Here is a 20500-nt window from a genome sequence, read left to right as displayed (position 1 = left end):
CCAGGTTCAGAGCCGCAGCTCCCAGGTCTCGCTCACCAGCTTCTTCCCGAACGCCTCGTTGGGCACGCTTTCCTTCAGCACGAAGCCGCGCGAGGCATAGATGGCACGCGCGGCCGCCAGGTTGGCCTGCGTCCACAGCACCATCCTGCGGTAGCCCTTGTCGCGGGCGAAGGCGATGCAGGCGTCCGTGAGCCGCCCGCCGAGGCCGAGGCCCCGCGCCTCCGGCTGCAGCGCCAGCAGGCGCAGTTGTGCCACGGTGGCCGACTTGCGCACCAGGAACACGCATCCGGCGCGCTCGCCGTCCACTTCGGCGATCCAGCCTTTCTCGCAGGCGGGATCGAAGTCGCGGAGGAAGCGGGCGGCGATCTCCGCCACGAGCGCTTCGAACTCCGAGTTCCACCCGTATTCCCGCGCGTAGAGCTCCGCGTGCATCTGCACCACCCAGCCCATGTCGCCGGGGCGCGGGTCCCGCAGCACGATGCGGCGGGCATCCGCCGCCGGCGGCTCCAGCAGCCGGTGCACGGTGTCCAGCGCCTGGATCAGGCGGGGACGCGCAGGCGGCGCCACCGTGCGCAACAGGTCGGCCGCTTCGTCGCGCGACTTCTGCTGCAGCGGGGCGAAGGTGGCGTAGCCGGCTTCGGTCAGCCGCAGGAGGTGCTGCCGCGCGTCCTCGGCGTTGCGCTCGCGGGCGAGCCAGCCCTTGTCCTCGAAGCGCCGCAGGATGCGGCTCAGGTAGCCGGCGTCGAGTTCCAGGTCGCGCACCAGTTCCCGCGCGGTGAGCGGCGGGCGGTGCGCCAGCTCGTAGAGCACCCGCACTTCGGTTAGCGTGAAATCGGTGTCGAGGTAGCGCTTGAGGATGCCGATGCGCTGCGTGTAGAAGCGGTTGAAGGCGCGCACGGCGCGCACGTCGGACGGGGCGACGGTCTGGGCGGGCATGCGGCGAGTGTCGGCCAGATACTTGCCGGAGTCAACGATTCCGCGGCCGGCTGCGGCCTGTGCGTCCCTAGACCAGCTTGCGCAGCAGCCGGAGCACCCGTTCCGTCGCCGGGCCGTACGGAGGGCGCAGCAAGGCGTTGCCGGCCAGGCGGGACTGGATGAAGACTGGCTTCTCCTTGGAGAAGAGCCGGAATCCGTGCTCGCCGTGGTAGGCGCCGATGCCGCTTTCGCCGGCGCCGCCGAACGGCAGGTTCTCCTGCGCGATGTGCAGGAGAACGTCGTTCACCGTGACGCCGCCGGAGACGGTGCGGGTCAGCACGGCCTGCCGGCGGGCGGCGTCGTGGCCGAACCAGTAGAGCGCCAGCGGCCGCGGACGGGCGTTCACGAAGGCGATCGCGTCGTCGAGCCTGTCGTAGGGCAGCACGGGCAGCAGCGGGCCGAAGATTTCCTCCTGCATGACCGCCATGTCCGGGGCGACCTCCAGCAGCACGGCCGGACGCAGCTTGCGCCGCGCGGGGTCGGCGGACTCTCCTTCGGGCGCGATCGGCAGCACGCGGGCGCCGCGCTGCTGCGCGTCCTGCACCAGGCCTTCGAGCCGCTGGTAGTGGCGCGCATTGACGATGCTGGTGTAGTCCGGGTTCTCCTCCAGCCGCGGATACATGCGCAGGACCGCCTGCCGGTAGGCGCGTGCGAAGGCCTCCTCCTGCCCGCGCGGCAACAGCACGTAGTCGGGCGCGATGCAGGTCTGGCCCGCGTTGAAAAGCTTGCCCGCGGCGATCCGTGCCGCCGCTTCCTGCAGGTCCGCCCCGGTGTCCACGAGGGCCGGAGACTTGCCCCCCAGCTCCAGTGTCACCGGCGTGAGGTGTGCCGCCGCCGCGAGGGCGACCTGGCGCCCGACCGCCGTGGAGCCGGTGAAGAACAGGTGGTCGAAAGGTTGGGCCACGAACGCCTTGCCGACGTCGGCGTCACCGAGGACGACCGCCGCCTCGTCGGGGGCGAAGGCGCCGGAGACGAGTTCCGCCAGCAGGCCCGCGAACCCGGGCGTGAGTTCGCTGGGCTTCACCAGCACGCGGTTGCCCGCGGCCAGGGCCGCCACCATCGGGGCCAATGCCAGCTGCAGCGGGTAGTTCCAGGGACTCACGACGCCCACCACGCCGACGGGCTGGGGCAGGATGCGGCTCGTTCCCGGCAGGGAGTGGAACGAGGTCGGCACGCGCCGCGCCTTCATCCAGCGCTTCAGGTGCCGGCGGGTGTGCGCGATGGCCGCCAGCACGATGAACGTTTCCGCGATGGCCGTCTCGTGCAGGGAACGGTTGCCGAAATCCGCGGAGATGGCCTGGGCGAGGTGATCGCCATGCCTTTCCAGCAGCGTGCGCAGCCGGGCCAGCCGGTCGAGCCGCACGGCGAGCGAAGGGTAGGGCTCGCGGGCGAAGGCCTCGCGCTGTCCCGCGAACAAGGCGGGGAGTCCGGGAGCGCGGTCCATGGTCAGTACCGCGGCGCGTGGCGCCGGAGGGTGTCCTTGACCTGGGGCGAGACGGCGAAGCCGGGGCCGTACTTGCCCGCGAGGACCTCCGCGCGGTGCAGGAAGGCATCGATGCCCGTCCCGTAGATGAACTGCATCGCACCGCCGGTCCAGGCCGGGAAGCCGATGCCGAAGATCGAGCCGATGTTGGCGTCGTGCAGGCTGGTGAGCACGCCTTCAGACAGGCAGCGCGCCGTCTCGATCGCCTGCCGGTACAGCAGCCTGTCCTTCAGCTCCTGCAGGTCCCAGGCGACGCTGGGCCGCTCGAACAGCGCCTTGAGTTCCGGCCACAGGAACTTCCTGGCGCCTTTCTCCTGCGGGTATTCGTAGAAGCCGCCGCCCGCCGCGCGGCCGTTGCGGTCGAACTCCTTGACCATCCGCTCGACCAGCAGCTCGCCGGGCGTGGCGATGTACGTCCCGCCTTCGGCGCGGATGTCCGCCCGGGTCTGGTCCAGCACGTGGACGGACAGCGAGAGGGCGGTCTCGTCCAGCACCGCCAGCGGCCCGACCGGCATGCCGGCCTGCACGCCCGCCTGCTCCACGACCGCCGCGGGGATGCCTTCGCCCACCATCGCGGCGCCCTCCATCACGAAGGTGCCGAACACGCGGCTGGTGAAGAAGCCGCGGCTGTCGTTCACCACGATCGGCAGCTTGCCGAGGGCCTGCACGTAATCGTAGGCACGGGCCACCGTCTCGTCGTCGGTCGCCTGGCCGCGGATGATCTCCACCAGCTTCATCTTGTCGACCGGGCTGAAGAAGTGGATGCCGACGAATTTCTCCGGCCGCGCGCTGGCCCTGGCCAGCCCGGTGATCGGCAGGGTGGAAGTGTTGCTGGCGAAGAAGCCGCCGGGGGCCAGCAGCGCCTCCGCCTCCTTCGTCACGCGCGCCTTCAGTTCGCGGTTCTCGAACACCGCCTCCACGATCAGTTCGCAGCCCTCCAGGTCGCGCACCGATTCGGTCGGCGTGATGCGCGCCAGCAGCGCCTGCTGGTCGTGCGGGCCCAGGCGGCCCTTGTCGACGCGCGCCTGCGTGAGCCTGGCGCTGTAGGCCTTGCCGGCTTCCGCCTTGTCCAGCGAGACGTCCTTCAGCACGGTGGCGATGCCGCGGCTGGCCTGCGCATAGGCGATGCCCGCACCCATCATCCCGGCGCCCAGGATGCCCACCTTCTGCGGCTGGTACCGGCCTTCCCACTTCGGACGCGACTGCCCGGACTTGATCGCGTTCATGTGGAAGAAGAAGGTGTTGATCATGTTCTTCGCCACCGGCGACACGATCAGCTTGGCGAGATACCGGCTCTCGATGCGCAGCGCGGTGTCGAAATCCACCTGCGCCCCTTCCACCATGCAGGCCAGCGCGTATTCCGGCGCCGGGTAGAGGCCGCGGGTCTTCTGCTTCAGCGCCGCGGGCGCGACCGCCAGCATGCCGGCGATCTTCGGATGGCTGGGCGTGCCGCCCGGCATGCGGTAGTCCCTGGCGTCCCAGGGCTGCTGCGCCTGCGGGTGGCCCGCGATCCACGCGAGCGCGGCAGGGCGCAGCGCTTCCGCGTCGGGCACGAGTTCGTGCACCAGGCCCAGGTCGAGCGCCTCGCGCGGCGAGAACAGCTGGCTTTCCAGGATGTAGGGCTGGGCGCCGAGCAGGCCCAGCAGCCGCGTCATCTTGGTGATGCCCGAGGCGCCGGGGATGAGGCCGAGCGTGATCTCCGGCAAGCCGAACTGGATCTTGGGGTGGTCGACCGCCACACGGTGGTGCGCGACCAGCGCGACCTCCCAGCCGCCGCCCAGCGCCGCGCCGTTCAGGCAGGCGACCACCGGCTTGCCCAGGGTCTCCAGCGTGCGGAAGTTCTTCTTGGTCTGCTCGATCTCGCGGAACACCTGTTGCGCATCCTGCGGCTGCAGCCGCATCGTGCCCTTGAGGTCGGCGCCGGCGAAGAAGGTGGACTTGGCCGAGGCCAGCACGATGCCGCGGATCGCCTCCCTGTCCGCCAGCACCTGCTGCACGGCGGCGGTCAGGTCCTCCTGCCACTGCGCGCACATGGTGTTGACCGGCGAGCCGGGCTCGTCGAAGGTGAGGGTGGCGATGCCGTCGGCGAGTTCGTAGCGGATGGTCTTCATGGCGGCCTCAGACGCGTTCGACGATGGTCGCGATGCCCATGCCGCCGCCCACGCACAGCGTGGCGAGGCCATAGCGCAGCTGCCGCCGGTGCAGTTCGTCGATCAGCGTGTTCAGGAGCATGGCGCCCGTGGCGCCCAGCGGGTGGCCCATGGCGATCGCGCCGCCGTTCACGTTGACCTTCTCGTGCGGCACGCCCATCTCGCGCATGAACTTCATCGGCACCGCGGCGAACGCCTCGTTCACCTCGAACAGGTCGATCTGGTCGATGGTCAGGCCGGCCTTGGCCAGTGCCTTGCGGGCGGCGGGCATCGGGCCCGTGAGCATGATCGTCGGGTCGGCGCCGGACAGCGCCGCCGCCACGATGCGCGCGCGCGGCGTGAAACCGTGCGTCTTGCCCGCGGACTCGCTGCCGATGAGGACGGCGGCGGCGCCGTCGACGATGCCGGAGGAATTGCCCGCATGGTGGACGTGAGCGATGCGCTCCACCTGGGGGTAGCGGCCGATCGCCACCTGGTCGAAACCCATGGCGCCCAGCTGTTCGAACGCCGGCTTGAGCGAGGCCAGCCCTTCCATCGTCGTGTGCGGCTTGATGAACTCGTCCTCGGCCAGGATCGTCTGGTCCAGGAAGTCCTTGACGGGCACCACCGACCCGGCGAAGAAGCCGCCTTCGCGCGCCCGAGCGGCGCGCTTCTGCGATTCCAGCGCGAATGCGTCGACGTCCTCGCGGCGGAAGCCTTCCAGCGTCGCGATCAGGTCGGCGCCGATGCCCTGCGGCACGAACGCCGTGGCCGAATTCGTCTCGGGGTCCTGCGCCCAGGCGCCGCCGTCGGAGCCGATCGGCACGCGGCTCATGCTCTCGACGCCGCCGGCCACGACCAGGTCCTCCCAGCCGGAGCGCACCTTCTGCGCCGCCATGTTGACGGCCTCGAGGCCGGAAGCGCAGAAGCGATTGAGCTGCACCCCGGAGCAGCGCCAGTCCCAGCCGGCCTTGAGCGCCGCGACCTTGGCGATCACCGAGCCCTGTTCGCCGATCGGCGAGACCACGCCCATCACGACGTCGTCCACCTGGCCCGTGTCGAAGTCGTTGCGCCGCTGCAGTTCGGCCAGCACGCCGGCCAGCAGGTTGACGGGCTTCACCTCGTGCAGGCTGCCGTCCTTCTTGCCCTTGCCGCGCGGCGTGCGGATCGCGTCGTATACGAAAGCTTCCATGTCATCTCCTCGAGGGTCACGGCCAGTATAGGGACAGGGGGCGCGCGTGCACGCGGCCCGGCCCCGGAAGGACAAGGGCCCGGCCGGACAGCTGTCCGGCCGGGCCCTCGTGCCTCCTCTCGCTGGCGCTCAGGGGGCGGGGCAGGCGCCGCCGGCCAGGCCGATCAGGTTGCGCAGGGCGACCGTCGTGCCGGTGTCGGTGCCGCCCACGGCCGCGCGGGTGTGCGTGCAGCCATACGTGGGGGCCGCGACCGTGGCAGCGGTGGTCACGTCGTCACCCGTGGGCTTGGCGCCGCCGCCTTCCCACTTGAGCATCGCGTCCACCGCCTCGACCTGTTCGCTGACCGTGAAGTCGCAGTGGCTGATGCCGCGGATCGCACGCGTGACCAGGCGGCCCCCGTTGCCCTCGGCCTCGGCGCGCTGGCGGTAGGCCTGGATCATGCTGAACGGCACGAACAGGTCGCCCAGCGTGTGGATCGCCACCACCGGCACGCTGAACTCGCCGTTGACCTGCGGCACCCAGCGCAGGCCGTCGCGCCGCAGGCGGTTCGCGTCGGGCGTCTCGGAGACCTTCTGCGCCGCGGCATTGATGGCGCTGGTGTTGACCGTGTCGCCGTCGATCGTGTAGGTGAACGCCCTCGTGTCCGTTCCCCAGGAGTTCAGGATGCCCGTCACCGTGCCGTCGCCGCCGAAGGTGCCGTAGGCCGACGGGAAGGAGCCGCCACGCTGCAGCGCCAGGCGGAACAGCGGCCGCTCGCCGCCGGTAAGGTTCTTGACGATGCTGACGAAGCGCTCGCCTTCCACAGGGGTCGGCACGATCGGCGATCCCGCGCCGGGCGCCGTCAGCCACAGCTTCGCGTTCACGTCCGCGGCGATCTCGTTCCATCGCGTCAGCGGATGGTTCGGCACGCCTGCGACCGCCTGGGCCGCCACCTGCATCGCGGTGAAGGTGTCGAACAGCGCCATGTCGCCGGTCACGCCGCACATCGGGACCGCGCCGGCATAGCGCACCACGTTGTTGGCCGTGGCGATGGTCTCCGCCTCGACCGCCGCGGCGGCGATATGCCCGCCCATCGAGTGGCCGGTGATGTAGACCTTCGTCGGCGTCGCCAGCAGGCGGCCGTTGTTCCGCGCGATCTGCTGGAAGGCGTTCGCCAGCGCGTTGGTGTCCTCCACGCCGGCGCGCACGTCGTAGTAGTTCTTCGAATAGCTGGAGGCCGCCCAGGCGTAGCCGTTGTCGATGAGGTACTTGCGCACGCTGGGGTTGGACACCGTGAGGGCGTCGCCCGTGCCGCGATAGCCGTGGGCATACATCACCAGCTTGCCGTTCCAGTTGCGCGGCACCTCGACCCGGTAGCCGGCGCCGCCCAGCGTGCCCGTCCAGCGGTCGGTGTCGGTCCCGGCCAGGGCCGTGAAGCTCGCCTTGCCGCCGGCACCGGCTTCGTAGTCCGGATAGGCCGTGGTGTTGTCGAACGGGACGACCGCGAAGCTCGTGCGGGTGTCCTGCGCGCGCGTCGCCTCCGGTTGCGCGATCGGGGTGGCGCCGTCGTCGCCGCCGCCGCCGCAGGCGGTCAGCACGGCGGCCGTGAAGGCGGTCAGAAGAAAGGGAACCAACGGACGGGTCGCGAGCTTCATCTGTCTTGTCTCCTGTTTGGGTAATGCGGATCGACGTTGTAGCAGTTCATTTCTCGTCGCAGTGACGCCTTGGTGGCAAACGCCACTCAGGGTTTGCCCCGGTAGCTGCGGGCCTGCGCCGATCGCACGCGGGTGGCGTGCACGCGGGCGAAGCTCCGCAGCTCGACCGTGCGGGAACATCCGCTAAAGTCCGTCGCGCACGCGCCGCCGTCGCGGCCGCTCCCACGCATCCGGACCTCCCATGATCGACCGCACGCTCTTCTCTCCCGACCACGAGGCGTTCCGCGACGCCTTCCGCAAGTTCGTCGACAAGGAAGTCGCGCCCTTCCACGAGGCGTGGGAGGAGGCCGGCTACGTGGATCGCGAGCTCTGGCGCAAGGCAGGGGCCAACGGCTACCTCTGTCCCACGATGCCGGAGGCCTACGGCGGCGCCGGTGTCGACAAGCTCTATTCCGTGCTCCAGATGGAGGAACTGGCACGCGGCGGTTTCAGCGGCGTCGGCTTCGGCCTCCACAGCGAGATCGTGGCGCCGTACGTCCTGCACTACGGTACGGAAGCGCAGAAGCAGCGCTACCTGCCGAAACTCGCCAGCGGCGAGATGGTCGGTGCCATCGCCATGAGCGAACCCGCGGCGGGCAGCGACCTGCAGGGCATTCGGTCCACGGCGCTCCTGCAGGCCGACGGCAGCTACCTCCTGAACGGCAGCAAGACCTTCATCACCAACGGCTGGCATGCCGACCTGGTGGTCGTGGTCGCCAAGACGGACCCGGCCGCGGGCGCCAAGGGCACCAGCCTGCTGCTGGTGGAGCAGGGGATGCCGGGTTTCAGCAAGGGCAAGCGGCTGAAGAAGCTGGGCCTGAAGGCGCAGGACACGTCGGAGCTGTTCTTCGACAACGTGCGCGTGCCCGCGGAGAACCTGCTGGGGGGCGAGGCCATGCGCAACCGCGGCTTCATCTGCCTGATGGAGCAGCTGCCCTGGGAGCGCATCCAGATCGCCGTCACGGCGGTCGCCTCGGCCCAGGCGGCGATCGACTGGACCGTGCAGTACGTGAAGGACCGGCGGGTGTTCGGCCAGCCGGTGGCCGCCTTCCAGAACACCCGCTACAAGCTGGCCGAGATGCAGACCGAAGTGCAGGTCGCGCGCGTGTTCGTCGACAAGTGCCTGGAACTGGTGCTGCAGGACAGGCTGGACACCGCGACCGCGAGCATGGCGAAGTATTGGACGACCGACCTGCAGTGCAAGGTGATGGACGAATGCGTCCAGCTGCACGGCGGCTACGGCTTCATGTGGGAATACCCCATCACGCGCGCATACGCCGACGCCCGGGTCCAGCGCATCTATGGGGGCACCAACGAGATCATGAAGGAAGTGATCACGCGGGCCATGGGGCTGGGCGCAAAATAGGGCGATGCTGCGCGCCCTGAAGGACCTTTTCGATTCGCTCGTTCCCGCCACGCCCGCCAGCGCGGCCGAGGAGGAACACGCCCTGCAACTCGCCACCGCCGTGCTGCTGGTGGAGGTGATGCGGGCCGAGCCCGATGTCGCACCCGCCGAACGCGAAGCGGTGCTGGCCGCGCTGCGGCGCAAGTTCACGCTCAGTCCCGACGAGCTGGCGCGGCTGATGGAGATCGCGGAGGAGAAGGCGCGCGCCGCCAACGACTTCTTCGCCTTCACCTCCACCCTCAACGAGCGCTTCAGCCAGCCGCAGAAGGTGCGCATCATCGAGTTCATGTGGCTGGTGGCCTATGCCGACGGCGCGCTCGGCGAGAACGAGAACCACGTGATCTCCAAGGTGGCCGGCCTGCTGCACGTCACCCACGGCGAATACATCGCCGCCAAGCTCCACGCCAGGCAGGCGACGGGCCTCGGCGCGCCCTGACGGCCGGGCTCACGGTCCGTTACGTCCCTCGCTTGACAGCCGGACGCGTGCGCTTAAACTAAACCTGTCGGTTAACTAAAGGGGCCGCCGCGAGGCGGCTGCCATGACAGGAGATCCCATGCAGATCGTTTCCAAGATCGTCCCGTGCCTCTGGTTCGACCACCAGGCGGAGGAGGCCGCGCGCTTCTACACCGGGGTGTTTCCCGGCGGGCGCATCCACCTCGTGACGCGCTACCCGAAGGCCGGGCGCGAGATCCACGGCCGCGAGGCGGGCTCGGTGCTGACCGTGGAGTTCGAGCTGGCCGGCCAGCGCTTCACCGCGCTGAACGGCGGGCCCGTCTTCACGTTCAACGAGGCGCTTTCGCTGCAGGTGATGTGCGAGGACCAGCAGGAGATCGATCATTTCTGGAGCCGCCTCGGCGAAGGCGGCGACCCGCGGGCGCAGCAATGCGGCTGGCTGAAGGACAGGTTCGGCGTGTCCTGGCAAGTGGTGCCGCAGGAAATGCTCCAGTACCTCGTGGACCCCGACCCCGCGAAAGTGGAGCGCTCCTTCGCCGCCATGCTGCAGATGAAGAAGCTGGACATCGCCGCCCTGAAGCGGGCGCACGAAGGCAAGTGAGGAGGCCACCCATGGATCCCGTGGTTCATTTCGAGATGCCGTACGACGACGCGGGGCGCATCGCGCGCTTCTACGAGGCCGTGTTCGGCTGGAAGCTGCAGAGGCTCGGCGAGGACATGGGCCGCTACGTGCTGGCCACCACCGCGGAGGCCGACGCGGTGCCGGATGCGCCGCGCGGCGCCATCAACGGCGGCTTCTTCCCTCGTTCCCCGGACATGCCCGGGCAGCATCCGTCGGTGGTCATCGGCGTGGCGGACATCCGCCGTTCGATGCAGGCGGTGGACAAGGCGGGCGGGGAGGTCCTGGGCACGCCCATGGAGATCCCCGGCATCGGCCAGTACGTCGCATTCATCGACACCGAGGGCAACCGCCTGAGCCTGCTGCAGCCCCTGCCGCGGCCACAGGCCTGAGCGGGCCGCTGCGATGGCCGACGACGCCGTCCTGGACCAGGTCTTCTGGGCCCTCTCCGACGCCACGCGGCGCGGCGTGATCGACACGCTGACGCGGGGACCGGCGAGCGTCACCGAGCTCGCGCAGCCGCACGGCATGTCGCTGCCCGGCTTCATGAAGCACCTGCGCGTGCTGGAGGATGCCGGGCTGCTGGTGCGTGCGAAGGAGGGCCGGACCGTGCGCTGCGAACTCGCGCCGGGTGCGCTGGAGGATGCCGCCATGTGGCTGGCCCACTACGAGAAGTTCTGGAATGCCCGGCTCGATGCGCTGGGGCGCTACCTGTACCACGAGGAGGAAGTGCAGCCATGGAAACCGGCCGGCTCGAGGAAAGGCCCGAACTCCGCATCACCCGCCGCTACCCCGCCGCCCCGGAGCGGGTCTGGCGCGCCTGGACGGACCCGCAAGCGCTGAGCGCCTGGTTCGGTCCGGGCGAACCGGACTCGGTGCTGCGGGCGGACATGGACGTGCGGCGCGGCGGAAGCTACCGCATCCGCTTCCGCACGCCCGACGGCGAGGAGCACGAGGTCGCCGGCGAATACCAGGAGGTCGTGCCCCACGGGCGCCTCGTGTTCACCTGGGCCTGGCAGAGCACGCCGGACCGCGTGTCGCTCGTCACGGTGGAACTGCACCCCGACGGCGGCGGCACGCGCCTCGACTTCCGGCACGAGCGCTTCTTCGACCGCGCCGCGCGCGAAGGCCACGCCCATGGCTGGACGCTGACCTTCGAGAAACTGGACGCGTGGATGCGCCGGCCGGAGATCAACCCCTGACGCGGCGCACCGGGCGTCAGCTGCGGTTCGGGTTGTTGGGGAAGTCGTCGTCGCGGTTGGCGACGCCGTCCCCGTCGCGGTCCCGGTCGTCCGCGTTGCGCACGCCGTCACGGTCCATGTCGCCGTTGGGCCCGCGCCGGTCGCGGTCGTCGTAGGTCACGTTGTCGCTGCGGATCCACTGGCCGCCCACCAGCGACCAGGAGCCGTCGGGGCGCTGCATCCAGCGCGCTTCCTGCCACTCCCAGCCCGGGCGGTCCTCGATCCAGCGGCCGCTCATCCACACGTAGCGGCCGTCGCGCCACTCGTAGTGACCGGGCGCCCAGACCCAGCCTGCCCGCGGCGCGGGTGCGTTCTCGAACACCGGCGGCGGCGGCGCCTGCACGATGATGTGGCTGGGTGCCGAAGCCGACGCCACGATGGCCGGCGCGGCGCTGGCCACGGAGGAAAGGCCCATCAGTGCGCCACCGGCGAGGGCGGCGGCCAGCAGAGTCTTGCGTTGCATGTGTCGCTCCTTGTCCTTGGGATGAAGACAAGGTGCGGCCTCGCGGGCCGGCGCGGCATCGGCGCGCTGCGTATCTGCCCGTCAGTGGCGTCCGGCCTGCGCCGTGCGCCTCTGCCATGGATCAGGAGCGGGGGGCGCAGTGCTTGGGTGCGGGGGCCGCCTGGCACGCCGCCGCGGTGGGCGTGGTGGCGGCGGGCAGCGGTGCAGCGCGCGCCGGCATGGCGGTGAGGTACACCGCCGTGGCGACCGTGCCGAAAGCGCCGAGCACCGTGGCGGACAGCAGGTACCACGGCCAGCTGGTGGCGGGATGGAGGATGGCCCACAGGCTCTGCGGTCCCTGCGGGACGGGCGGCAGCGGCTGGCGCGTGCGCTCGGCGCGGCGGATCCAGAGGTCGTGTTCGGCGCGGCGGTGCGGGTCGGAGAGCACCTCGTACGCGGCGTTGATGGCGGTCATCGCCCGCACGGCGTTCGCGTTGTCCGGCATCTTGTCGGGGTGATACTTCTGCGCGAGCTTGCGGTAGGCCGTGCGGACTTCGGCCGCGCTCGCGTCGCGCGCGACCTGCAGCACGTCGTAGTAGGTGGGCATGGGCGCGGCCATCGCTACGATTTTCATAGCTTCGTCCGCGTCGCGTCCAGCAAAAGCGTCCATGCGGGCGGCCGGTGTGGGTTCGGTGCTACGAAATCAGCAGCGGCGGCTCAGGTGAGCCGGTGCCGGAAGAAGGACGTGACGAACAGCCGCGGGATCGGGATCTGGTCGCGCTGGCGCTGTTCGGCGAGGGAGCGCGCATGCCGCGGCAGGCAGGTGATCTCGTTGCGCGCGTCATGGGCCACGGCGGCCAGGGCGCTTTCCGCGTCGTGGTGGTGCTCGCCGCCGAAGATCTTGAAGGCGCAGTCGGCGTCCCAGTAGCTCTCCGGCTTCGTCCAGCAGACCTTCGCGTAGCTGCAGAACGCGTCGCCGTCGGCGTTCGGTGCCGCGTAGGCCGCGAGATAGAACCCGTTGACGGGGCCCGAGATCCTTTCCATGTCGCTCTCCCTGTACTGCTTCCCTGCGCCGGGAGTGTGCGACGCAAGTCCGCTGCTGTGGCAACGGTTTACAAGGAAGCGGCATGGTCCTACAGCGGGAGCCGGCCTGCCGGCAAGTTCAGCGCGACAGTGCTCGCATCTCGCGGATCAGGTCCGCCTTGCCCTCGAAGCCGATGCCCGCCAGTTCCGGCAGCACCACGTGGCTGTCCTCGACCTGGACCCCGTCGGGGAAGCCGCCGTAGGGCTGGAACAGGTCGGGGTACGACTCGTTGCCACCCAGTCCCAGTCCGGCAGCGATGTTCAGCGACATCTGGTGGCCGCCGTGCGGCACGCAGCGGCTGGCCGACCAGCCGTGTTCCTTCAGCATCTCCAGCGTGCGCAGGTACTCGACGAGGCCGTACGACAGCGCGCAGTCGAACTGGAGGAAGTCGCGGTCCGGCCGCATGCCGCCGTAGCGCACCAGGTTGCGGGCGTCCTGCATGGAGAACAGGTTCTCGCCGGTCGCCATCGGGTTGCGGTAGTAGCTGCGCAGCGTGGCCTGCAGTTCGAAGTCGAGCGGGTCGCCGGCTTCCTCGTACCAGAACAGGTCGTAGTGGGAGAGCGCCTTGGCGTAGGCGATCGCGGTGTCCAGGTCGAACCGGCCGTTGGCGTCCACGCACAGGCGCTGCCCGTCCTGCAGGATGGACAGCACGGAGTCGATCCGGCGCAGGTCCTCGTCCAGCGAGGCGCCGCCGATCTTCATCTTCACCACCGAGTAGCCGCGGTCCAGGTAGCTGCGCATCTCGTCCTTCAGCTGCGCGTCGTCCTTGCCGGGGTAGTAGTAGCCGCCGGCGGCATACACAAACACCCTGCGGTTGACCGTGCCGTCGCCGTAGCGCTCGGCCAGCAGCCGGAACAGCGGCTTCTCCTCGATCTTCGCCACCGCATCCCACAGCGCCATGTCGATGGTGCCCATCGCGACCGAGCGTTCGCCGTGGCCGCCCGGCTTCTCGTTGCGGAACATCGTGGCCCACACCTTGTGCGGGTCGAGGACACCGCGTGCGTCCAGCAGCGTGTCGGCTTCGGCTTCCCGGATGCGCGGCAGGAAGCGCTCGCGCATCAGCTGGCCCTGGCCATAGCGGCCATTGGAATTGAACCCGTAGCCCACCACCGGCTGGCCGTCGCGCACCACGTCCGTGATCACGGCGACGAGGCTCAGCGTCATCTTGCTAAAGTCGATGTAGGCGTTGCGGATGGGCGAACTGATGGGGACGGTCTTCTCGCGGATGTCGACGATCTTCATGGGGACTCCTTTGGCAGCCGCGCATCATCGCCAGGGCGGCGCCCGCGCGCCAATGCCCGTTTTCTACCGCTTGATGCCGCCAAGGCACTGCCCATGAACCTGTCCTGGCTCGAGGATTTCCTGGCGCTGGCCGCCAGCGGCCACTTTTCCCGCGCCGCCGAGGAGCGGCACATGACGCAGCCCGCGTTCGGCCGCCGCATCCGGGCGCTGGAGGAGTGGCTGGGCGCCGAACTGTTCGACCGCAGCAGCCAGCCGGCCCGGCTGACCGCCGCCGGCGAGTGGTTCCGTCCGCAAGCCGTGGAAGTGCTGGCGCGGGTGGCGCGCCTGCCGGGCGAGGCGCGCACGGTGGCGCAGGCCGGTGCCGCGACGCTGCGCCTGGCGGCGACGCATGCCCTGTCGTTCAGCTTCGTCCCGCGCTGGCTGCAGTCGCTGGAGCGTGACGCGGGGGGCGGGCCGGTCCGGCTGGTGTCCGACGTGCTGCAACGCTGCGAGGACCTGCTCGCGCAGGGCGACGTGCAGTTCGTCGTCGCGCATGCTCCGGCGCGTGAAGGCGCAGCGGCGGTCGCACGCGATTTCCCTTCCATCCCGATCGGGCACGACATGCTGCTGCCGGTGCAGGCCCGCGGCGCGCCGGACCGCGCGCTGCTCGGCTTCAGCGACGAATCCGGCCTGGGGCGCATCGTGCGCCGGGCGCTCGGTGCGGAACTCGCCGCCGCGGGACTGCAGCCGGTCTTCACCGCCCACCTCGCATCGGTGCTGAAAAGCATGGCGCTCGACGCGCGCGGCCTGGCCTGGCTGCCCGAATCGCTCGTGCGCGAGGAACTGGGGCAGGACCGGTTGCAGGTGGCCGGGCCGGCCCACTGGCGCATCCCCATCGAGATCCGCCTGTACCGCGACCCCGCCCCGTTGGGGCCGCGGGCCGAGGCGTTCTGGCAGGCGGCGGGGGCCGCCGCGCGCTAGAAGATGTCGGGCTCCCCGGCGTTCTCGCCGAACGAGGCCTGCAGGAAATCCATGTCGCAGCCCTGGTCGGCCTGCAGGATGTGCTGGGTGAACATCCACCCGTAGCCGCGGGCGAACCGCGGCGGCGGCGCAACCCAGGCCGCGCGCCGCCGGGCGAGTTCCTCGTCGGAGACTTCCACGTGGATGCGCCGCGCCGGGATGTCGACCGAGATGCGGTCGCCGGTTTTCACCAGCGCCAGGTTGCCGCCGATGAAGGCCTCGGGCGCCACGTGCAGCACGCACGCGCCGTAGCTGGTGCCGCTCATGCGCGCGTCGCTGATGCGCAGCATGTCGCGCTTGCCTTCCTTGAGCAGCTTCACGGGCATCGGGATCATTCCCCATTCCGGCATGCCCGGGCCGCCCTTGGGTCCGGCGTTGCGCAAGACGATCACGTGGTCGTCCGTCACGTCGGCCTGCTCGTCGTCGATCAGTTTCTTCATGCTCGGGTAGTCGTCGAAGACCAGCGCCGTGCCGGTGTGCCGCAGGAACTTCTCGCTCATGGCGGAAGGCTTGATCACGCAGCCGTCGGGTGCCAAATTGCCCCGCAGCACCGCCAGGGCGCCTTCCCGGTAGACGGGATTCGCCAGCGGGCGGATCACGTCGTCGTTGAAGCATTCGGCGCCTTCGATGTTCTCGGCGACGGTCCGGCCCGTCACCGTCACCTGGTCCAGGCGCAGGTGCGGGCGCAGGCGCTGCATCAGCGCCGGCAGGCCGCCGGCGTAGTGGAAGTCCTCCATCAGGTACTGGCTGGTGCCGTTCGGGCGGATGTTGGCCAGCACCGGGACGTCGCGGCTGATGCGGTCGAAATCGGCCAGCGAGATGTCCTGGCCGGCGCGGCGCGCCTGCGCGATCACGTGGATGATGGCGTTGGTGGAGCAGCCCAGCGCCATGGCGACGGTGATGCCGTTCAGGAAGGCCTCGCGCGTCTGCACGGCCGACGGCCGCAGGTCCTCGCGCACCATCTCCACGATGCGGCGGCCGCACTGCGCCGCCATGCGCTGGTGGCCGGCGTCGACCGCCGGGATGGAGGCGGAGCCCGGCAGCGCCATGCCGATCGCTTCGGCGATGGAGGTCATCGTGCTTGCCGTGCCCATCGTCATGCAGGTGCCGGCGCTGCGGGCGATGCCGCCGATGATGGACTGCCACTGCGGCTCGGTGATGGTGCCGGCGCGGCGTTCGTCCCAGTACTTGAAGGCGTCGGAACCCGAGCCGAGCGTCTGGCCGCGCGACATGCCGCGCAGCATGGGGCCGGCGGGCAGGAAGATCGCCGGCAGGTCGGCGCTGGTCGCGCCCAGCAGCATGGCGGGCGTCGTCTTGTCGCAGCCGCCCATCAGGACCACGCCATCCACCGGATAGGCGCGGATCATCTCCTCCACCTCCATCGCCAGCATGTTGCGATAGAGCAGGGCGGACGGCTTGATCAGGTTCTCGCCCAGCGACACGGTCGGCAGTTCGAGGGGAAAGCCGCCCGACTGCAGCACGCCGCGCTTGACCTCCTCCACGCGGTGCTTGAAGTGCTGGTGGCAGGGGTTGTAGTCGGACCAGTTGTTCAGGATGGCGATGACCGGCTTGCCCTCCCAGTCCCGGGGGTCGTACCCCATCTGCATGACGCGCGATCGATGGTTGAACGAGCGGAAGTCGTCACGGTCCAGCCAGCGCTGGCTGCGGAGTTTTTCGAGCTTGGCCATGGAGCCGTAGTTTGGCACTGCACCATGCAGGGGCGATCGGTCGCCGGCCAGCCGGCGCCGGGCCGCGCGGGCACAATAAAAAATCCCCCGGGGCCTTGGGGCTCCGAGGGATAAGTAGCCGGGAAAGAAACTTGAAAAAGAACCCGGCTCCCTGACTACGACTTGCAAACCGCATGCCGGGTTCCCGGATGCCGCATTCGTGCTGCCCGTGCAGCGAAATGCCAACACAGGCTTTCGTGAATTTGTCACGTGGCCCATGGCAGCTCCGCCACTAGGCATTTTTTGAACTCGCCTCTCCGGAACCCTTTCTGTAGGATGACTCTGACAGAAGAGGGCTCCCCAGTCCGGCCCCTTCGCCAGCATTTCCACGGTTGACGCGCGCGTGCGCGGCGGCCTTTTCCTCGCAGGAAGACCATGTCCGATCTGTCCGCCAACAAAGACAACGTGGAGGCGCCCGACGATGCGCCCACGCCGAGCCCCTGGCTCAGCGTGCGCAAGTGGGGAGGGCGGCTTTCCGACTGGTTCGCCATCCAGACCACCGCCGTCAAGCTGCTGGTCATCGCCGTGGCGATCCTGATCCCGGTGACCGCCACGTACTCCCTGGTCGTCTGGCAGCGCCAGGCCGCCGTGGCGGAGCAGGTCAAGGCCATGGCCGGCCAGTCCGGCGCGGATGCGCTCTGGACCCTCGACGAGAAGCTGCCGGTGGTGTTCGGCACCGGCTCCGTGCTGGGCTTCCTGGAAGCCAACGCCGTCGAGCGCATCACGGTCATCTACAAGCCGCTGATGTGGAACGTGTCCGAGCGGATCATCCTGATCGAATCGCAGGGCAAGCAGTACGCCTACTACCCCAGCGACATGGAGACCAAGATCTTCGCGGACAAGGCCGTCCACGCCGCCTGGGGCAGCAAGATGGTGTTCATCCCGCGCGCCGAGCTGACCGCCAGCAGCATGCAGATGCTCGAGCGCCTGGACGAGCGCTTCGCCGGGGCCCGGCCGCAGTCCGAGAAGGACGGCTGGAAGGCCGGCGTCAGCGGCGCCCTGTCGGCGGCCCTCACGATCGGCCTGCTGGGCTTCCTGGCCTTCCACCTGAAGGGGCAGTTCAAGTCGCTGCGCTTCATCGAGCCGAACCAGGTGCACGGCTCCATCGAGGACCTGGTCGGCATGGACGACATCAAGTCCGAAGTCCGCCAGATCAAGGACCAGTACGAGCGCCGCGCCGCCTACGCCGAATACGGCATCAACAAGCCGTTCAACGTGATGTTCAGCGGCCCGGCCGGCACCGGCAAGACCAAGCTGGCGAGCTACCTGGCCAAGGAACTCGGCCTGCCGATCCTGTTCCATTCCGCCGCGAACCTGGAAACCGGCTACGTGGCGGGCGGCTCGAACACGCTGGCGCGCATCCTGTCGATCGCCAAGCGCCGCAAGCGCTGCATCGTCTTCCTGGACGAGGCGCAGGACCTGTTCATGAAGCGCGGCGGCCACCGCAAGTTCGACGACGACACGCAGAACTCGCTGCTGGCCATCCTGGACGGCGTGCGCACGAAGAACGATGCCGAGATCATCTGGATCGTCGCCTCCAACTTCAACAGCGAGTCCATGCCGATGGACGAGGCCATGCTGCGCCGCTTCCAGATGAAGGTGGACTTCCGCCTGCCGAACAAGGAAGAGCGCCTGGCCATCATCCAGCACTACCTGTCGCAGCGTTCCGACAAGGTCGCCGACAGCATGGACCTGCGCCACTTCGTCGAGATCACCGAGGGCCGCAGCCCGGCCGACCTGGAGACGATCGTCAACCAGGCCGGCATCAGCGCCGTGCAGGCGGGCGAGCTGATCGACGCCGAGACGCTGATGCGCGCCGCCGAGCGCGTGATGGTGGGCAACGTCAACACCAACACGACGAAGGAGCGCGAGCGCGACCGCCGCATCATCGCGATCCACGAATGGGGCCACTTCCTGGTGGACTTCGAGCTGGAGCGCAAGCGCGCCGGCAGCGACTGGGAGAAGCTCCAGTCGGAGATGAAGACCATCAAGATCTCGCTGAAGGCGAACCCGCGCAACAACGCGCTGGGCTTCGTGTTCCACAAGCAGGGCTCGAACCTGCTCAAGACCAAGGCCGACATCGAGCACGACGTGCGCGTCCTGCTGGGCGGCATGGCCAACGAGGAGCTGTTCTTCGGCGAGGAGGGCACCACCAACGGCGCGCACAACGACATCACGCGCGTGACCAAGCTGCTGCACCACGCGGTGGCCGAGATGGGCATGTACCGCAAGACGCGCCTGAACTTCGGCGCGCTGAACGACGGCAACAACCGCACGGTCGACGAAGAGACGCGCACGATCATGGAGATGCAGAGCGAGCGCCTCTACGGCGAGACGAAGGCGACGCTGGCGCGCCTGAAGCCGCTGACCGAGCACCTCGCGGGCAAGCTGATGGATGCGGGCGAGATGAGCCTCAAGGAGGCGCTGCACGAGATCCGCGCCTTCGAGGCGGCGTGCTTCACGTTCGACGCGAAGGTGGGCCTCAACGGCGCACCGAACGCGCAGGCCACGCCGGACGCGGCCGCGTAGACAGGATTTGCGAGGAGTGGGACGGGCGCCCCTGCGGGGGCGCCCTTTTTTTTACTTCTTGGGCGCGGGCTTGGCGCCGGCGGCCGGTGCGCTGCCGGCGGCATTGGGCGGCGGCACGCCCAGGCGCTTGGCCATGGACGCTTCGAGTGCCTTCAGGCGCGGCTCCACCTGGCTGCGCGTTTCGGCGACGACCTTCTCGACGAGGGCGCGCTGGATGTCGCCGCCCGCGGCCTGGAACTTGGCCAGCACGGGCGATTCCAGCATCGTGACGACCTGCTTCAGTTCGTCCTCGGTGAACTTCTCTTCCAGCATCGGGCCGATGGTGGTCGGCGCCAGCTTGTTGGCGCGGTCGCGGACGATCGCGGTGGTCTCGTCGGCGTACTTCTTGGCGTCGGCCTGGATTTCCTTCGCGACCGTCTCGCGCTTGTCGGCGGCCACGCGCTGCTGCAGCGCGAACTCCGCGCTTTCCATCAGCGGGCCGAGCGGCTCGGTCACCAGCCCGCGCGCCATGTTGTCGATGGCGGGTTGCTGGATCTTCAGGATGCGGGCGACGAGTTCCTTCTTCGCGGGCGTGGATTGGGCCTGCACCGAAGCGGAGGCGGCAGCGGCGAGGGCGAGGATCAGCAGTGTCTTTTTCATCGGGGCAGTTTAACGGCCCCGAGTAACCCTTCGGTTACGAGCTCGGGCCTTCGCGGCGGCGGCGCGCGCCGCGGCGGGGGGTGCGGCGCTCCAGCGGGTCCGCGGAAGAAACGGGGCGGGCCACCACCTCGGTGATGTCGACCGGGTCGCCCGGCAGGCGCCGCTTCGGGTCGCGGTAATGGTCCCAGGCCTTCTTGGCGAGGCCGGAGGTGATGGCGAAGGCGATCAGCTTGCGCACCAGCATGTCCTGCTCCTTGTGATGGGGCCATGCTCGGGCATGGGCAGGCCGCGGCTTGTAGTCGCACGGCCAGCGCGCGGGCAGGACGGCGGACGACGGCCCATCGGCAGTCCTACAACTGGCGGGACCGTGGGCGCACGGCGTGGCGCAGCCTTTTCCTGCCGCGGCAGCCGGGCCGCCCGCCTAGTCTGGAGACATCGGCTAGGAGGAACTGACCATGTCCGAAGACCTGAACAAGATGGGATCCGATCAACTGCTGATCCACCTGGAGCCGGACTGGGAGCGCCGCAACTGGTGCAACTGGCTCGGCTGCAGCGAGGACGAGCTGGAACACGCCGTCACCTACGTCGGCCACGACCCGGACAACGTGCGCCGATTCCTGCGCCAGGCGCGCTGACCGCCAACGGTTACCGCTTGTGACGGTGCCC

The 20500-nt window shown here is 69.4% G+C and carries 21 protein-coding genes; 9 read left to right on the top strand and 12 right to left on the bottom strand.

The window, feature by feature from the left end:
• Window positions 1-6: 6 nt before the first annotated feature.
• From IM787_RS12550 to IM787_RS12530, 5 genes are all read right to left on the bottom strand, one after another.
• On the bottom strand, window positions 7-936 hold the full coding sequence (locus IM787_RS12550; protein WP_193676976.1) for a bifunctional helix-turn-helix transcriptional regulator/GNAT family N-acetyltransferase: 930 nt from the start codon (window positions 934-936) through the stop codon (window positions 7-9).
• A gap of 67 nt (window positions 937-1003) precedes the next feature.
• A complete protein-coding gene (locus IM787_RS12545; protein ID WP_435531157.1) occupies window positions 1004-2425 on the bottom strand; it encodes a coniferyl aldehyde dehydrogenase in 1422 nt (473 codons plus the stop codon).
• A complete protein-coding gene (locus tag IM787_RS12540) occupies window positions 2422-4569 on the bottom strand; it encodes a 3-hydroxyacyl-CoA dehydrogenase NAD-binding domain-containing protein (protein WP_193676974.1) in 2148 nt (715 codons plus the stop codon). The genes IM787_RS12545 and IM787_RS12540 overlap by 4 nt, the downstream gene beginning before the upstream one ends.
• A 7-nt stretch (window positions 4570-4576) precedes the next feature.
• Window positions 4577-5779 (bottom strand): acetyl-CoA C-acetyltransferase, encoded by a 1203-nt coding sequence (locus IM787_RS12535; RefSeq protein WP_193676973.1) that lies wholly within the window; start codon window positions 5777-5779, stop codon window positions 4577-4579.
• Between the two features lie 129 nt (window positions 5780-5908).
• The gene (locus tag IM787_RS12530) at window positions 5909-7414 is read right to left on the bottom strand and encodes an alpha/beta hydrolase family protein (RefSeq protein WP_193676972.1); all 1506 of its coding nucleotides are present in this window, start codon (window positions 7412-7414) and stop codon (window positions 5909-5911) included.
• Window positions 7415-7655: 241 nt separating this feature from the next.
• Between IM787_RS12530 and IM787_RS12525 the strand changes: the two genes are divergently transcribed.
• The 6 genes from IM787_RS12525 (at window position 7656) to IM787_RS12500 (ending at window position 11133) form a co-directional block, all read left to right on the top strand.
• Window positions 7656-8819: an acyl-CoA dehydrogenase family protein gene (locus IM787_RS12525; protein WP_193676971.1), complete on the top strand. Its 1164-nt coding sequence runs from the start codon at window positions 7656-7658 to the stop codon at window positions 8817-8819.
• A gap of 4 nt (window positions 8820-8823) precedes the next feature.
• Window positions 8824-9294 (top strand): tellurite resistance TerB family protein, encoded by a 471-nt coding sequence (locus IM787_RS12520; protein ID WP_193676970.1) that lies wholly within the window; start codon window positions 8824-8826, stop codon window positions 9292-9294.
• Between the two features lie 118 nt (window positions 9295-9412).
• Window positions 9413-9913, top strand: coding sequence for a VOC family protein (locus IM787_RS12515; RefSeq protein ID WP_193676969.1), 501 nt, complete (start codon window positions 9413-9415; stop codon window positions 9911-9913).
• A gap of 11 nt (window positions 9914-9924) precedes the next feature.
• Window positions 9925-10323, top strand: coding sequence for a VOC family protein (locus IM787_RS12510; protein ID WP_193676968.1), 399 nt, complete (start codon window positions 9925-9927; stop codon window positions 10321-10323).
• Window positions 10324-10336: 13 nt separating this feature from the next.
• On the top strand, window positions 10337-10774 hold the full coding sequence (locus IM787_RS12505; RefSeq protein ID WP_193676967.1) for an ArsR/SmtB family transcription factor: 438 nt from the start codon (window positions 10337-10339) through the stop codon (window positions 10772-10774).
• Window positions 10669-11133: an SRPBCC family protein gene (locus tag IM787_RS12500; protein WP_193676966.1), complete on the top strand. Its 465-nt coding sequence runs from the start codon at window positions 10669-10671 to the stop codon at window positions 11131-11133. Before IM787_RS12505 ends, IM787_RS12500 begins: the two co-directional genes overlap by 106 nt.
• Before the next feature lie 16 nt (window positions 11134-11149).
• On the opposite strand, the gene IM787_RS12495 is transcribed toward IM787_RS12500, so the two are convergent.
• The 4 genes from IM787_RS12495 to IM787_RS12480 form a co-directional block, all read right to left on the bottom strand.
• Window positions 11150-11635, bottom strand: a complete 486-nt coding sequence (locus tag IM787_RS12495) for a YXWGXW repeat-containing protein (RefSeq protein ID WP_193676965.1) — start codon at window positions 11633-11635, stop codon at window positions 11150-11152.
• Window positions 11636-11756: 121 nt separating this feature from the next.
• Window positions 11757-12248 (bottom strand): J domain-containing protein, encoded by a 492-nt coding sequence (locus tag IM787_RS12490; protein WP_193676964.1) that lies wholly within the window; start codon window positions 12246-12248, stop codon window positions 11757-11759.
• An 83-nt stretch (window positions 12249-12331) separates the two neighbouring features.
• Window positions 12332-12658, bottom strand: a complete 327-nt coding sequence (locus tag IM787_RS12485) for a hypothetical protein (RefSeq protein ID WP_193676963.1) — start codon at window positions 12656-12658, stop codon at window positions 12332-12334.
• A 118-nt stretch (window positions 12659-12776) separates the two neighbouring features.
• Window positions 12777-13940, bottom strand: coding sequence for a mandelate racemase/muconate lactonizing enzyme family protein (locus IM787_RS12480; RefSeq protein ID WP_193676962.1), 1164 nt, complete (start codon window positions 13938-13940; stop codon window positions 12777-12779).
• Between the two features lie 93 nt (window positions 13941-14033).
• Here IM787_RS12480 and IM787_RS12475 point away from each other — a divergent pair, with 93 nt between their 5' ends.
• Window positions 14034-14900: a LysR family transcriptional regulator gene (locus tag IM787_RS12475; protein WP_193676961.1), complete on the top strand. Its 867-nt coding sequence runs from the start codon at window positions 14034-14036 to the stop codon at window positions 14898-14900.
• Here the strand turns inward: IM787_RS12475 and araD are convergent.
• Window positions 14897-16627, bottom strand: coding sequence for an L-arabinonate dehydratase (gene araD / locus IM787_RS12470; RefSeq protein WP_193676960.1), 1731 nt, complete (start codon window positions 16625-16627; stop codon window positions 14897-14899). The two genes, IM787_RS12475 and araD, sit on opposite strands and share 4 nt — an antisense overlap.
• Window positions 16628-17041: 414 nt before the next feature.
• Between araD and IM787_RS12465 the strand changes: the two genes are divergently transcribed.
• Window positions 17042-19195: an AAA family ATPase gene (locus IM787_RS12465; RefSeq protein WP_193676959.1), complete on the top strand. Its 2154-nt coding sequence runs from the start codon at window positions 17042-17044 to the stop codon at window positions 19193-19195.
• 51 nt (window positions 19196-19246) lie between these two features.
• On the opposite strand, the gene IM787_RS12460 is transcribed toward IM787_RS12465, so the two are convergent.
• Entirely contained in the window at window positions 19247-19834 is a 588-nt protein-coding gene (locus IM787_RS12460) for a hypothetical protein (RefSeq protein WP_193676958.1), read from the bottom strand.
• A gap of 34 nt (window positions 19835-19868) precedes the next feature.
• Entirely contained in the window at window positions 19869-20078 is a 210-nt protein-coding gene (locus IM787_RS12455; protein WP_193676957.1) for a hypothetical protein, read from the bottom strand.
• A 211-nt stretch (window positions 20079-20289) separates the two neighbouring features.
• On the opposite strand from IM787_RS12455, the gene IM787_RS12450 reads away from it, so the two are divergent.
• Window positions 20290-20469, top strand: a complete 180-nt coding sequence (locus IM787_RS12450; protein ID WP_193676956.1) for a DUF3606 domain-containing protein — start codon at window positions 20290-20292, stop codon at window positions 20467-20469.
• Window positions 20470-20500 lie beyond the last annotated feature (31 nt).

The organism is Ramlibacter pallidus, from assembly GCF_015070875.1.
Taxonomy (GTDB): Bacteria; Pseudomonadota; Gammaproteobacteria; order Burkholderiales; family Burkholderiaceae_C; genus Ramlibacter; species Ramlibacter pallidus.
Note: the sequence above shows the minus strand (reverse complement) of the source record. Positions and strands in the feature narration are given on the sequence as shown.